Source organism: Achromobacter marplatensis (assembly GCF_002209535.1).
GTDB classification, from domain to species: Bacteria; Pseudomonadota; Gammaproteobacteria; order Burkholderiales; family Burkholderiaceae_B; genus Achromobacter; species Achromobacter marplatensis.
Window position 1 is genome coordinate 23,765 of record NZ_NJIG01000022.1, and the last position, 14,141, is coordinate 37,905.

Here is a 14,141-nt window from a genome sequence, read left to right on the forward strand (position 1 = left end):
GCGGGTCAGGCGATTTCCACGGCGTCGCCGGCAAAGCGCGCTTGCCAGGTGCGCAGCTGCTGCTCGGGAAACTGCACGCAGCTGCCGTCGGCCAGCCGGAAGTGTTGCTTGTACAGCGGCGAGGCCACCACCAGTTCGCCACCGATATGACCGACCAGACCGCGGCCGATGACGTTTGCGCCCGATTTCGGATCGCGGTTTTCGATGGCGTACAAGTCGGGGCCTTCGGCGCCGGGCAGGTAGAACAAGGCGATCTGTTCGCCATCTACCAGCACGACGACGCCGGACTGGGCTACCAGATCCTGCCGCGTGCAGACGGGACGCCAGGAGCGGGAAGGGGCGAGGGCGGGAGCGTTCATCAGGCGATTTCCTCTGCGATGGGGATGACGCGCGCGGGGGCGCGCGCCGGGGCAGGGCGGGGCTGGCCGCGTTCCTCGACGAACTGGATGTCGGGGTCGCCGCCGCGATCGTTCACGAAGGTGCGGAAGCGCTTGAGCTTTTCCGGGTCGTTCAGCGCGTTGGCCCACTCGCATTCGTAGCGGTCCACCACCAGTTGCATCTGGGCGTCCAGTTCCGCGCACAGACCCAGGCTGTCGTTCAGCACCACGTCCTTCAGATAGTCCAGGCCGCCTTCCAGCGATTCACGCCAGACGGAGGTGCGCTGCAGTTTGTCGGCCGTGCGGATGTAGAACATCAGCACGCGGTCGATGGTGCGGATCAGCGCGGCGTCATCCAGATCAGTGGCGAACAGCTCGGCGTGGCGCGGGCGCATGCCGCCGTTGCCGCACACGTACAGGTTCCAGCCGTTTTCGGTGGCGATCACGCCGATGTCCTTGCTTTGCGCTTCGGCGCATTCGCGGGTGCAGCCCGATACCGCGAACTTCAGCTTGTGCGGCGAACGCAGGCCCTTGTAGCGGTGTTCGATATCCAGCGCCATCTGCACGCTGTCCTGCACGCCATAGCGGCACCAGGTGCTGCCCACGCAGGATTTCACGGTGCGGGTGGACTTGCCGTAGGCGTGCCCGGTCTCGAAGCCGGCGGCGATCAGCTCGGCCCAGATGTCGGGCAGTTCATGCAGTTGCGCGCCGAAGAGGTCGATGCGCTGGCCACCCGTGATCTTGGTGTAGAGCTTGTACTTCTTGGCCACCGCGCCGATCGCGATCAGGCCGTCGGGCGTGATCTCGCCGGCGGGAATGCGCGGCACCACTGAATACGTGCCGTTCTTCTGCATGTTTGCCATGAAGGTGTCGTTGGTGTCTTGCAGCGGCACCAGGTGCGGGTCCTGGATGGGGCGGTTCCAGCACGACGCCAGGATGGAGCCGACCGCAGGCTTGCAGATGTCGCAACCTACGTGCCCCTTGCCATGGCTGGCCAGCAGGGCCTCGAAGGTCTCGATGCCGCCCACGCGCACGATGGCGTACAGCTCCTGGCGGGTGTAGGCGAAATGCTCGCACAGACTTTTGTCCACGGCGACGTCGCGGCTGGCCAGTTCGTGTTCCACCACCTGCTTGAGCAGGCTGGCGCAGCCGCCGCAGCCCGAGGCCGCTTTCGTGCAGCGTTTGACGCCGGCCAGATCGGTGCAGCCGCCGTCGATGGCGGCGCTGACCGCGCCTTTGCTGACGTTGTGACAGGAGCAGAGGGTGGCAGTCGCCGGCAGCGCATCGACGCCCAGCGCGGGCGCGGCCTGGCCCAGCGGCAAGATCAGGCTGGCGGGATCGGCCGGGGGCGCGATGCCGTTTTGCACATACTGCAGCAGGGTGTCGTAATAGCGGTTGTCGCCAACGAGCACGGCGCCCAGGACCCGCTTGCCGTCGGCCGACACTACCAGCCGGCGGTAGCTGGACCCGGCCTCGTCGATGTAGCGGTAGCTGCGCGCACCCGGCGTCGTGCCGTGCGCGTCGCCGATGGACCCGACGTCCACCCCCAGCAATTTAAGCTTGGTCGACATGTCGGCGCCCGAGAACGCTTGTTCCGGCGCGTCGCAGAGATCGGCCGCAACGATGCGCGCCATCTGATAACCCGGCGCCACCAGCCCGAACACGCTGCCGTTCCAGGCCGCGCATTCGCCGATGGCGTAGATGCGGTCGTCGCTGCTGCGGCAGCGGTCGTCGATGGCCACGCCGCCGCGTTCGGCCAGCGCCAGCCCGGCCTGGCGCGCCAGCGTCACTTGCGGGCGAATGCCGGCCGAGAACACGATCAAATCGGTTTCCAGCGGCTCGCCTTCGGCAAAGCGCATGCGGTAGCGGTAGCGCGTGCCCGGTTTGATGTCCTGCGTGGCGCGCGACAAGTGCACGCCCACGCCCAGCGCCTCGATCCGGGCGCGCAACGCGGCGCCGCCGTCGTCGTCCAGCTGCACCGGCATGAGGCGCGGCGCGAATTCCACCACATGGGCTTCCAGGTTCAGCGATTTCAGCGCATTGGCGGCCTCCAGCCCCAGCAGCCCGCCGCCCACGACCACGCCGCGCCGCGCGCCGCTGGCCGCCGCGCGGATCAGGTCCAGGTCGTCGATCGTGCGGTACACCAGCCGGGAAGCGCCCTCGGCGCCGGCGATCGGGGGAACGAAGGGGTAAGAGCCGGTGGCCAGCACCAGCTTGTCATAGGCGAGGCGGCCCGTCGCTGTCACGATTTCCCCGGCCTGGCGGTCGATCTCCAGCACCGGCTCGCCCAGGTGCAGCGTCAGCCCCTCCTGTGTATAGAACTCGGCCCCGCTCATCGCCATCGACTCGGCGTCCCGCCCGTTCAGGTATTCGGACAGATGCACGCGGTCGTAGGCGCGGCGGGTTTCTTCGCCGTAGACGTGGATGCGATAGCGTGCCAGCGCGCCGCGGGCGATCAGCTGCTCGACGCAATGGTGCCCCACCATGCCGTTGCCGATCACGACCAGGGTCAGCAAGGAATCGGAAGTGGCCGCTGCTTTCATGAAGTTCCCCAGGCTTGGATACGTGAATCAAAAAGGCAAAAGGCGCCCAGGACCTTGCGGTCGGGGCGCCTTTGCCGGAACTGCTCGAGTTGTGGTGCGGGCCTTGCGGCCTGCATGGACACTTAAGCAAGGTCCGTGCCAGCGAAATGCAATAGGCCTGGGTGGGCGGATTTTGTCCGCGTTTTCATAGGGGCACGCGGCAGGAAAGGGCGGTGATGCGACCAAGCGGCAGGACGGCCCGGCGCGCAGTCATGCGTCAAACCGGTGCAGGGTGGGGTGCACGCCGCACCGGTTTGGCGCGATGCCTGCCGCGCTGACTTGCGTGACGGGTCAGCCGCGCAGCGCCGCCTCGATCGCGCTGATGTCGATCTTGCCCATGGTCATCATGGCTTCGAACGCGCGCTTGGCGGCGGCGGGGTCCGGGTCGATGATGGCGGCGGATAGGATGCGGGGGGTGATCTGCCACGACAGTCCCCACTTGTCCTGGCACCAGCCGCAGACGTTTGCACTGCCGCCGTTTTCGATGATCGCGGTCCACAGGCGGTCGGTCTCTTCCTGGTCGTCGGTCGCGACCTGGAACGAAAAGGCCTGGTTGTGCTGGACGCCGGGGCCGCCATTCAGGCCCAGGCACGGTATGCCCATGACCGTGAATTCGACAGTCAGGATGTCGCCTTGCTTGCCCGCCGGATAGTCGCCGGGGGCACGGTGGACGGCGTTGACGGCGCTGTCCGGAAACGTCTTGGCGTAGAACGTCGCGGCCTCCAGCGCATCGCCGTCGTACCAGAGGCAAATCGTATTTTTACTGAGCATCGTGTGTCTCCTGAGGTTGAACTGCTGCTGGCTGGCCCGTCCGTTCGGCAGACACGCATTGGGCTTGCCGCCGTCAGCCCGCAAGCACTTGCTCCAACTCGGCCTTCAGCGACCTGGCCGCTTGCGGCGCCCGTGCCAGGCCCGACTGTGCGAAGGCGCGCGCACGGTCGGCTTCGCCCAGGTGCAGGGCGATACGTGCCATGTGCAGCGTCTTGGCGGGATGAATATGGTGGGGGTCCGTCAAGAATGGGACATTATTGAACTTCCGCCGCGCCCGGGTCGTGCGCAAAATCGTGACATTTGAAACGGGAATGGACGCAGCAGCGCCGTCAGGCGAACGCCGCCTGCACGGCGTCGAAGGCGGCGGCCACCAGCGGGTCGTCCCGACGCGCGGTCTGGGTGACGAAAGACAGCTCTGCCTGGATGGCCAGCCCCTTCACCAGCAGCAGCCCGTTGGCCTGGGACTCCCGCAACGCGATGGAATCCCGCGCAAGCGACAAGCCCACCCCCGACCGCACCAGGTCCAGCATGGACGCTTCCTGGTCCACTTCGGCCACTGCGTTGGGCGTGAGCCCCAGCGAATCGAACTTGTCCGTCAGCAGGCGGTGGTGCACGGAATCAGGCGGGGTCCAGATCCACGGCAGCGCCGCAATCTCGGCCCAGCCGCGCCCTGTCACCTGCGCGCCCCAGCCTTTTGGGGCCACGACGTAATAGGCGAACGACGCCAGCGGCAGCGCTTGCAGGCCCGGCTGGCCGGCGGCAGGCGCCGGCGGACCCAGGCAAAAGCCCACGTCCAGGTCGCCGGTGCGCACTTGCCGGCCGACCGACCCCGACATGCCGTGGCGCAGGGTGGGGCGGATTTTCGGGTAATGCTCAACCAGGTATTGGAGGGTGGCGCCCAGCCGCAGGAATTCCGGGTCCAGGATGGTGCCGATGCGCAATTCGCCTTGCACGGTATCGCGCAGGGCGCCGATGGCGCGCTGGAAGTCGTCCAGCGCATCCAGCACGCGTTGCGCCGACGGCAGCAACGCCCGTCCGTCCGCATTCGGCGCCAGACCTTGCGCGGTGCGCGAGAACAGGGTCAGGTCCAGGGATTCCTGGAAGTTCTTCAGTTGCAGGCTGAGCGCGGGCTGGGTCAGATGCAGGTGCTCGGCCGCGCGCGTCAGATTGCCCTCGCGCGCCACGGCGGCAAAGGTCCGGATGTGCTTGAGGTCCATGGCGGTGTCCGGAAAGGGGGTGTGCATTATTAAAGATGCTTATAAAGCGTTTTTCAACATTTCATTGGACAGTTCCGGGCCGCTGCGCCAGAGTCACGCCAGATGCCCGGCGCGCGTCCATACGCCGCAGCCGGGTCGGCTCACCGTAGCGGCAGCCCCAAAAGCGCCGCTACCCAGATAAGAAGAGCTTATGGAGACATACGACATCATCATCGTGGGCGCGGGGTCGGCCGGCTGCGTGCTGGCCAACCGCCTGAGCCAGGACCCGGGCACCCGGGTGCTGCTGCTGGAGGCCGGCGGGCGCGATAACTACCACTGGATCCACATCCCGGTGGGATACCTGTATTGCATCGGCAACCCGCGCACGGACTGGATGTACCGCACGGTCAAGGAACCGGGGCTGGGTGGCCGTTCGCTGATCTACCCTCGGGGCCGGGTGCTGGGTGGATGCTCGTCCATTAACGGCATGATCTACATGCGCGGCCAGCGCGAAGACTACGAAGACTGGGCCGCGCTATCGGGCGACCCGGCCTGGGGCTGGGATCAGGTGCTGCCAGTCTTCAAGCGCAGCGAGGACTATCACCGCGGCGCCGACGAATTCCACGGCGCCGGGGGCGAGTGGCGCGTCGAGTCCCAACGCTTGCGCTGGGACATCCTGGAAGCCTTTGCCAGCGCGGCGGAGCAAGAAGGCATTCCGCGCGTGCAGGACTTCAATCGGGGCGACAACTTCGGCAGCGGCTACTTCGAAGTGAACCAGCGGCGCGGCTGGCGGTGGAACACGTCCAAAGCGTTCCTGCGCCCGGTGGTCAAACGCCCGAACCTGCATGTGATGACGGGCGCCCAGGCCGAGCAACTGGTGTTCGAGGGCAAGCGCTGCGTCGGCGTGCAACTGCGGCGCGGCGGCCAAAGCCTGACCGTGCGCGCGACGCGCGAAGTGGTGATGGCGGCGGGGGCGGTGAACACGCCTCATCTGCTGGAGCTGTCGGGCATCGGAGAACCCGCCCGGCTGCGTGAAAGCGGCATCGCGCTGCGCCATGCCTTGCCCGGCGTGGGCGAGAACCTGCAAGACCACCTGCAGCTGCGGGTCATCATCAAGGTAAACGGCGTCAAGACGCTGAACCGGATTGCCTCGTCGTGGCTGGGAAAGACGGGCATCGGCCTGGAGTATCTGCTGAAACGCAGCGGGCCGATGAGCATGGCGCCGTCCCAACTCGGGGCGTTCGCCAAGTCCGACCCCGGGCAGTCGCGCGCCAACGTGGAATTCCACGTGCAGCCGCTGTCGTTGGGTGCTTTCGGTGAACCGCTGCACGACTTCGACGCTTTCACGGCCAGCGTATGCAATCTGCGGCCGACGTCGCGCGGCAGCGTCCATGCGCAAGGGCCGGCCGGTACGCCGGAAGCAGCGACGCCGGTCATCGCCGCCAACTACCTCAGCACGGAAGCGGATATCCGGGTGGCGGCTGATTCGATCCGGCTGGTGCGCCGCATTACGGCGGCCCCGGCCTTGCAGCGCTATCAGCCGCAGGAATGGCTGCCCGGGCCGGCTTACCAGACAGACGCGCAATTGCGCGAAGCGGCCGGCAAGATTGGCACCACCATCTTCCATCCGGTAGGCACCTGCGCAATGGGCAAGGACGCCGACAGCGGCGCGGTGGTCGACGCGCGGCTGCGGGTCTTCGGACTGGAGGGCCTGCGCATCGCCGACGCGTCGGTCATGCCGCTGATCACGTCGGGCAACACCAATTCGCCGACCATCATGATCGCGGAGCGGGCGGCAGACATGATCCGCGAAGACGCGGGCAGGGGATGAGGGGACGGTTTAATAAGGCACAAGAAGAACGGGAACCGCGAGGTTCCCGTTTTTCTTGGTGTGGTCAGGCGTTCAACGCAAAGAACGGTAAGTGTCTTTCCGCTGCGGATGCGTCAGCATCACCTGCCAGAGCTGGCCTTCACGCGAACGGAAGAAGCCGGCGCAACACATCAGATAGTACTTCCACATGCGGTAGAAGCGCGTGCCGTAGCGTTCCTGCAGCGTGGGCCACGCGCGTTCGAACCGGTCCCACCACGCCATCAGCGTGCGGTCGTAATCGGCGCCGAAGTTGTGCCAGTCTTCGATGATGAAGCGGTGTTCGACGGCGCTGGCGATCTCGCGCGCAGACGGCAGCTTGCCGTTGGGGAACACGTAGCGGTCGATCCAGGGGTCGGTGCTCTGGCTGGTGGCAGCGATGCCGATGGTGTGCAGCAGAAAGATGCCGTCGGGCGCCATCAGGCGCTGCACGTTGCTGAAGTAGGTGTCGTAGTTCTTCGGCCCCACATGCTCGAACATGCCGACCGACACCACCTTGTCGAAACTGCCTTGCAGGTCGCGGTAGTCTTGCAGCAGCAGTTGTACGGGCAGGCCCTTAATGCGCTCCTGCGCCAGCGCCAGCTGCTCTTTCGACACCGTCACGCCCGTGACCGTGACGCCATAGTTTTCGGCGGCGAACTTGGCCAGCCCGCCCCATCCGCAACCGATGTCCAGCAGCGTTTCGCCCGGCTTCAACTGCAGCTTGCGGCAGATCATGTCCAGCTTGGCCAGTTGAGCCTCTTCCAGCGTCTGGGCGTTTTCCCAGTAGGCGCAGGAATAGATCATGCGGCTGTCCAGCATCGCCTCGAACACGTCGTTGCCGGCATCGTAGTGCTGTTCGCCAACTTCAAATGCGCGGTTCTTGGACTGCAGGTTGAACAGCTTGTGCCGCAGGTGTTCGGCGATCAGCTTGATGCGGGCGACGCCCAGCGCGGCCGACCCCATGTCCGCGCGCAGCAGGCGGGTGAAGAGCTCGTCCAACTGCTCGCAATCCCACTCGCCGTCCATATAGGACTCGCCCAGCCCCAGCGACCAGCTGGCGAAGACGCGCTCGTACATGTGCTTGTCATGCACCTGGATGTCCCAGGGGCGGGGGCCGTTGATCAGGACGTCGGCCCGGGACAACACGTCCTGGAGCACTTTGGGCGGTTCGGGGGGAGGGGGGCTGACCGCGGGAGGGGGGGAATGATCGGTGGTCAGCGGAGAGACGGGACTGCTTTGCTGCATACGGACTCCATATCAATTTTGGGATGACTGATCTGGCAATGCCTGAAGCTCATTACTCTCGCCCTAACGGGCAGGCAACTCCAATTTAATGATTGGATCGGCGCGATAGGAAACGGCAATTTCCTACCGTGCTGCGGGTGCGCCTAAGAGGATGGGCTTGATCGTAGCGATGCGCGGGCCGGGTGTCCAGCACGGGCAGCGAGGGGCGGCGCGGCGGCCACATCCCCGTGCCGTTCATGTGATTGTTCGACTGGCGCGATTACACTAGTCCGCCTTAGTGCGCCGCCGTTTCAGGCTTGCGCCGACCCGTGGAGTGTTTTGATGGTGGACGCCAGCCTGCAACCCCGTTTGGAATTCGTCACCTGCGCCAGCCCGGCCGGTTTGCACCGGATGGCGTACTGGGAATGGGGCGACCCCGCCAACGACCAGGTGCTGCTCTGCGTGCACGGTCTGACCCGCAGCGGGCGCGATTTCGACGCCCTGGCGCGCCGGCTGGCCGGGCGCTACCGCGTGGTCTGCCCCGACGTGGTGGGCCGTGGCCGATCCGACTGGCTGGCCAATCCCGCTTTCTACACGGTGCCGCAGTACGTGTCCGACATGGTCACGCTGATCGCCCGCCTGCGTCCGGCCCGGCTGGCCTGGGTGGGTACGTCGATGGGCGGGCTGGTCGGCCTGGCGCTGTCGGGCGCCGCCGCGTTCGCCGGCGCCTTGCAGGCCATGCGTCCGCATGCGGGCATGCTGCCGCCCGGGCAAGGCATCCGCTTGGACAAGCTGGTGCTGAACGACGTGGGGCCGCGACTGGAAACCGGCGCCTTGTCGCGCATTGGCCAGTACGTGGGCGAACCGGGTGAATTCGCTTCGTTCGAGGAAGCCGTAGCCACCATGCGGGCCAATTCCCAGACCTTCGGACCGCATACCGACGCGCAATGGGCGGACCTGGCCCAGTACCTGTACCCGGAATATGGCGGCAAATGGGTCAAGCACTACGATCTGGCCCTGGCCCAGGCGCTGGCGGCCCAGACTCCGGAAGAACTGGCCGCCGGTGAACAGATCCTGTGGCGGTCTTATGACGCGGTGTCCTGCCCGGTGCTGATCGTGCGCGGCGCGCTGTCCGACCTGCTGACGCCCGCCACCGTCGAAGAAATGCTCAAGCGCAACCCGCGCGCCCAGGCGTTGGAAGTGCCCGGGGTGGGGCATGCGCCCACGCTGATCGCCGACAGCCAGGTGGACCCGGTCGCGGCGTTTCTCCTGGCCTGATCGTCCGCTCTGCGATTATGGGGACAGCCCGGCGCTATCCAGGGTGCCGGGCCTTCTCTACAATAGACTTATGACATCGCCCACCCTGAACATCGATCTGCATTGCCATTCCACCGTCTCGGACGGCGCGCTTGCGCCCCGCGATGTGGCGCAGCGCGCGCACGCCAACGGCGTGGACGTCTGGGCACTGACCGATCATGACGAAGTGGGTGGCCTGGCCGAAGCTGCCAGCGCGGCCAAGGACCTGGGCATGCGCTTTGCCACCGGTGTCGAGATTTCCGTGACGTGGGCCGGCCTGACGGTGCACATCGTGGGCCTGCGCTTCGACCCGGAAAACACCGCCTTGGTCGAAGGCTTGCGCAAGACCCGTTCTGGCCGCGCCGAACGCGCCAAGCGCATCGGCGAACGCCTGGCGGACATGGGCATGCCCGGCGCCTACGAAGGCGCGCTGCCGTTCGCCGGCAATCCCGAACTGATCAGCCGCACGCACTTTGCGCGGTATCTCGTCGAAGCCGGCTACTGCCCCGACGTGCAAACCGTTTTCACCAAGCACCTGGGCGACGACCGGCCCGGCCACGTGCCCATGCAGTGGGCCACCCTGGCCGAAGCCGTGGGCTGGATCCGCGGCGCGGGTGGCATCGCCGTCATCGCGCATCCGGGCCGCTATAAGTACACCCCGCTGCAATTCGCCGCGCTGTTTGACGAGTTCCTGCAACTGGGGGGGCTGGGCATCGAGGTCAACACCGGCAGCCATACCGCCGAAGAAGCCCGCCAATACGCTGAGATCGCGCGCCGCTATGGGTTCCTGGCCTCGCGCGGGTCGGATTTCCATAGCCCCAAGGAAAGCCGGATGGACCTGGGCCGTTTGCCGGCGCTGCCGTCCGACTTGAAGCCGGTCTGGCACGACTGGTTCTGACGCGGGCGGTCATCGCCGCCCATCCTGCAAGCCATCGATTGTGAGCGCGCCCTTGCGGCGCATGCGCCATGAACAAAGCCTTTGTTAAAGAGTCCGACAACGAGGACGACGACGATCTGCCGCAAGCCCAGGCGTTGCCGGCAGGCACCAAGAACTACATGACCCCCGAGGGTTATGAACGCCTGCGCGCCGAACTGACGCACCTGATGAACGTGGAGCGTCCGTCCGTCGTGCAAGTGGTGTCCTGGGCGGCGTCCAACGGCGACCGTTCCGAGAACGGCGATTACTTGTACGGCAAGAAGCGCCTGCGCGAGATCGACCGCCGCATGCGCTTTTTGACCAAGCGGCTGGACATCGCCGAAGTGGTGGACCCCGCCGCGCAACCCAACCGCGACCAGGTGTTCTTCGGCGCCACGGTGTCGTATTCGGACAAGGCCGGCGAAGAACACACGGTCACCATCGTGGGCGTGGACGAAGCCGAGCCGCTGGCCGGCAAGATCAGCTGGATTTCGCCAGTGGCGCGCGCGCTGATCAAGGCGCGCGAAGGCGATACGGTCGTGCTGCGCACGCCGGGCGGGATCGAAGAGCTGGACATCCTGGAAGTCAGTTACCCGTAATTCTTGAGTGCAGTGCTCGATGCGTAGGATGGGTGGAGCGCGAGAAGGCGGGGAAATCAGGCAGACCGTTCAGCGCGCGTAACCCATCGCGGGGGGCTGCTTGCTAGCCAGCTTTCGCCTTTATGCAGCGGTTGCTTGATGGGTTTCGCGCGCTAGATATCTTGTTCTTGCATCAAGATGCTCGCGCTCCACCCATCCTACGGCGCTTAGGTCGTCATTCCGCCAATCCAGCACCCCAAAAAGGAAACAGGCGCCAGCTTGTGGCCGGCGCCTGTTTGGTTGGGAGGGATCTGACGTCCCTGCCTCGGTGTGGCGGCTTGCGCCGTCGTTCCCCTGGGGCTTGCTGCTAATTCAATTCGTTTGACTCGCGCCGCTTACTTCTTGCGCGCCGCGATCGACTTTTCGGCCATGTTGACCAGGTCTTCGCCGATCTGCTTCTTCCACTTGTCGTAGACGGGCTGGGTGACCTTGGCGAAGGCGTCGTGCTCGGCTTGCGACAGCGACGTCACCGTCACGCCGTGGCCTTCGATCTCTTTCAGCAGCGACGGGTCTTCGGGCGTGACGCCCTTGCGCGCGATCACGATCTGCTGCTTGCCGGCGTCAAGCGCGGCCTGGCGCACGATGTCGCGGTCCTTTTCCGACCACGAATTCCAGACCTCGCGGTTGACCACGAAGATCAGCGGGTCGGCCACGTAGTTCCACAGGGTCAGGTATTTTTGGCCCACCGTGTACAGCTTGGAACCCGTGTAGATGGAAAGGGGGTTTTCCTGGCCATCCACCGCGCCGCTGGCCAGCGCGGGCTGCGCATCGGCCCAGCTCATCTGCGTGGGGTTGGCGCCCAGCGCCGTGAACGTGTCGATGTACAGCGGCGAACCCACCACGCGCAGCTTCATGCCCTTCATGTCTTCGGGCTTCTTGATGTCGCGCTTGGAATTGCTGAGCTGGCGGTAGCCGTTTTCGCCCCAGGCCAGCGGCACCACGCCCGCTTTCTCGATCAGCTTGAACATTTCCTTGCCCACGTCGCCTTGCACCAGCGCGTCGATGGCGGCGTAGTCAGGCATCAGGAAGGGCAGCGAGAACAGGTTCAGCTGCTTGACCTGCGGCGACCAGTTGATCGTGGAGCCCACCGCCATGTCGATCACGCCCTGGCGGATCGCGGTGAATTCGCGGGTCTGGTCGCCCTGGACCAGCGAGGTGCCGGGATAGACCTTGATGTTGATGCGGCCCTGGGTGCGTTCACGCACCAGGTTGGACCAGATTTCGGCGCCCTGGCCCCACGGGAAGGTGGTGCCCACGACGATGGACAGCTTGTATTCGGGCTTGTAGTTTTGCGCGATGGCGGGCGCCGTGCCCACCACGGCGGCGGCGCACAGCGCGGCGCCGATCAGGTTGCGGAAGTTCATGTGATGTCTCCTCTCTCTGCGAGTGTGTCTGTTGTTGTCTTGAGATCCAGCACTTCAATAACCCAGCTTCAATAGCCCAGCTTCAATAGCCCAACTTATGCGGCAGCCACAGCGCCAGTTGCGGGAACACCAGCACCGCCACCAGCACCAGGAACATGGCGCCCAGCAGCCACACCACCCAGCGCACCGTGGATTCCATCGGCACGTGCGCGATGCGGCACGACACCATCAGGTTCACGGCGAGCGGCGGGGTGAACTGGCCCAGCGCCACCTTCAACGTCAGGATCACGCCGAACCACACCGGATCCCAGCCGTAGGCATTGGCGATCGGCATCAGCAGCGGCACGAAAATCAGGAAGATCGAGATTCCGTCCAGGAACATGCCCACCGTCATCAGCAGCAGGATCAACAGCGACAGCACGCCCCATTCGCCCAGGCCGGAATTGACGATGGCGTGGGTGATCGGGTCGATCACGCTCAGCGTGGACAGGGCCCAGGCGAAGATGCCCGCCAGCGTCACCACCAGCATGATCACGGCGGACAGCTCGGCGGCTTCGCGCAGGATGGTGTACAGATCGCGGAACTTGATGGTGCGATGGATGAAGCCGCCCACGAACAAGCCGTAGAACACGGCGACGACCGCGGCTTCGGTTGGCGTGAACCAGCCCATGCGCATGCCGCCCAGGATCAGCACTGGAGCAGCCAAGCCCCACGACGCTTCGCGCAGGCTGGCCCAGAAGGGCGGGCGCGGCAGGTGGGATTCCAGCGCGCCCATCTTGTACTTGCGCGACAGCCAGACGGCCGGAACGATCAGGGCCAGGCCGGCCAGGATGCCCGGGATCATGCCGGCGGCGAACAGTGCGGGCACCGAGGCGCCCGGCACCAGTACCGAATAGATGATGAAGGCGACCGACGGCGGGATCAGGATGTCGGTGGCGGCGCCTGCCGCTACGATCGAGGCCGAAAACGAGCCCGGATAGCCCGCGCGCGACATGGCGGTGATCATCACGGCGCCCACGGCCGCCGCGCACGCCGGTCCGGACCCGGATATGCCGCCCAGGAACATGGCGACCGCGATGGACACCAGCGGCAGCATCCCGGGGCCGCGGCCCACGATGGCGATGGCAAAGTCCACCAGCCGCTTGGCCACGCCCGACCGGTCGAAGATAGAGCCGACCAGCACGAACATCGGGATGGCCAGCAGTGGGTACTTGGCCAAACCGGCGTAGAAGTTCTGTGGCACGGTCAACAGGCCATACCAGGGCGTGTCCAGGTTGGACAGCACGATGGCGACGGTGCCGCCGATGCCCAGCGCCACGCCGACCGGCACGCCGATCAGCATCAGGACGATGAAGACGATAAAGAGGATGGTGGCGATCATTTGGCGTCGGTTCCGGCGCCACGCGCGATGCGGCGGAGGATGCCGACGGTGCGCAGCGAGATCGCCGCAGCCATCACGGGCAGCCAGATGGAATACCACCAGGTCGGCACGCCGATCGCGGGGGAGGTCTCTTCATAAATGAATTCGTCCGACACGAGCTTCACCGACAGCACGGTCAGCAGCACAAAGAACGCCAGCACGCAGCTGTTGGCGATCAACGCCATGATGCGCTGGCGGCGCGGCGAGCCGTTGTCCGCCAGGATCTCGATACGGATATGGTGGTTGCGCACGAAGGCCACGCTGCCGCCCGCCATCGTCAGCACGATCAGCAGGAACACCGAGATCTCTTCCGTCCAGGCGAAAGACTGGTCGGTGAAATAGCGCACCAGCACGTTCGTGAAGGTGATCAGCGCCAGCGTGGCCAGCAAGATCACGGCCAGCCAGTCTTCGATGGCCAGCGGCACCTTTACGGCGGGATCTGCTTCAACGGGGATGATCGGTTCGACAGGCTCGGCGGGGGCTTCGGGGCGGGACATGGGGTGAGGCG

Annotated in this window: 13 protein-coding genes; 4 read left to right on the forward strand and 9 right to left on the reverse strand. The window is 65.7% G+C overall.

Annotated features, from left to right (window positions below; all coding sequences use genetic code 11):
• Nucleotides 1–5: 5 nt before the first annotated feature.
• The 5 genes from nirD to CEY09_RS28510 all read right to left on the reverse strand — a co-directional run bounded on the left by nirD (nucleotide 6) and on the right by CEY09_RS28510 (nucleotide 4,947).
• On the reverse strand, nucleotides 6–359 hold the full coding sequence (nirD, locus tag CEY09_RS28490) for a nitrite reductase small subunit NirD (protein WP_088591175.1): 354 nt from the start codon (nucleotides 357–359) through the stop codon (nucleotides 6–8).
• Complete coding sequence (gene nirB / locus CEY09_RS28495) at nucleotides 359–2,920, reverse strand: nitrite reductase large subunit NirB (RefSeq protein ID WP_088591176.1); 2,562 nt, start codon at nucleotides 2,918–2,920, stop codon at nucleotides 359–361. The genes nirD and nirB overlap by 1 nt, the downstream gene beginning before the upstream one ends.
• A gap of 330 nt (nucleotides 2,921–3,250) precedes the next feature.
• Nucleotides 3,251–3,730: a VOC family protein gene (locus tag CEY09_RS28500; protein ID WP_088591177.1), complete on the reverse strand. Its 480-nt coding sequence runs from the start codon at nucleotides 3,728–3,730 to the stop codon at nucleotides 3,251–3,253.
• A 73-nt stretch (nucleotides 3,731–3,803) separates the two neighbouring features.
• The gene (locus tag CEY09_RS32730; RefSeq protein ID WP_272938474.1) at nucleotides 3,804–3,932 is read right to left on the reverse strand and encodes a hypothetical protein; all 129 of its coding nucleotides are present in this window, start codon (nucleotides 3,930–3,932) and stop codon (nucleotides 3,804–3,806) included.
• 127 nt (nucleotides 3,933–4,059) lie between these two features.
• On the reverse strand, nucleotides 4,060–4,947 hold the full coding sequence (locus CEY09_RS28510; protein ID WP_088591218.1) for a LysR family transcriptional regulator: 888 nt from the start codon (nucleotides 4,945–4,947) through the stop codon (nucleotides 4,060–4,062).
• A gap of 190 nt (nucleotides 4,948–5,137) precedes the next feature.
• Between CEY09_RS28510 and CEY09_RS28515 the strand changes: the two genes are divergently transcribed.
• Nucleotides 5,138–6,757, forward strand: coding sequence for a GMC family oxidoreductase (locus CEY09_RS28515; protein ID WP_088591178.1), 1,620 nt, complete (start codon nucleotides 5,138–5,140; stop codon nucleotides 6,755–6,757).
• 72 nt (nucleotides 6,758–6,829) lie between these two features.
• Here CEY09_RS28515 and cfa read toward each other — a convergent pair whose 3' ends face one another.
• Nucleotides 6,830–8,020 (reverse strand): cyclopropane fatty acyl phospholipid synthase, encoded by a 1,191-nt coding sequence (cfa, locus tag CEY09_RS28520; protein WP_088591179.1) that lies wholly within the window; start codon nucleotides 8,018–8,020, stop codon nucleotides 6,830–6,832.
• Between the two features lie 321 nt (nucleotides 8,021–8,341).
• On the opposite strand from cfa, the gene CEY09_RS28525 reads away from it, so the two are divergent.
• From CEY09_RS28525 to greB, 3 genes are all read left to right on the forward strand, one after another.
• Nucleotides 8,342–9,277 (forward strand): alpha/beta fold hydrolase, encoded by a 936-nt coding sequence (locus CEY09_RS28525; protein ID WP_088591180.1) that lies wholly within the window; start codon nucleotides 8,342–8,344, stop codon nucleotides 9,275–9,277.
• A 70-nt stretch (nucleotides 9,278–9,347) separates the two neighbouring features.
• Nucleotides 9,348–10,193 (forward strand): 3',5'-nucleoside bisphosphate phosphatase, encoded by an 846-nt coding sequence (locus CEY09_RS28530; protein ID WP_088591181.1) that lies wholly within the window; start codon nucleotides 9,348–9,350, stop codon nucleotides 10,191–10,193.
• 68 nt (nucleotides 10,194–10,261) lie between these two features.
• Nucleotides 10,262–10,810: a transcription elongation factor GreB gene (gene greB / locus CEY09_RS28535; RefSeq protein WP_088591182.1), complete on the forward strand. Its 549-nt coding sequence runs from the start codon at nucleotides 10,262–10,264 to the stop codon at nucleotides 10,808–10,810.
• A 374-nt stretch (nucleotides 10,811–11,184) separates the two neighbouring features.
• Here greB and CEY09_RS28540 read toward each other — a convergent pair whose 3' ends face one another.
• The 3 genes from CEY09_RS28540 to CEY09_RS28550 form a co-directional block, all read right to left on the reverse strand.
• Entirely contained in the window at nucleotides 11,185–12,213 is a 1,029-nt protein-coding gene (locus CEY09_RS28540; RefSeq protein WP_006225221.1) for a DctP family TRAP transporter solute-binding subunit, read from the reverse strand.
• Between the two features lie 82 nt (nucleotides 12,214–12,295).
• Entirely contained in the window at nucleotides 12,296–13,594 is a 1,299-nt protein-coding gene (locus tag CEY09_RS28545) for a TRAP transporter large permease (protein WP_088591183.1), read from the reverse strand.
• Nucleotides 13,591–14,130, reverse strand: coding sequence for a TRAP transporter small permease (locus CEY09_RS28550; RefSeq protein ID WP_006225219.1), 540 nt, complete (start codon nucleotides 14,128–14,130; stop codon nucleotides 13,591–13,593). Before CEY09_RS28550 ends, CEY09_RS28545 begins: the two co-directional genes overlap by 4 nt.
• Nucleotides 14,131–14,141 lie beyond the last annotated feature (11 nt).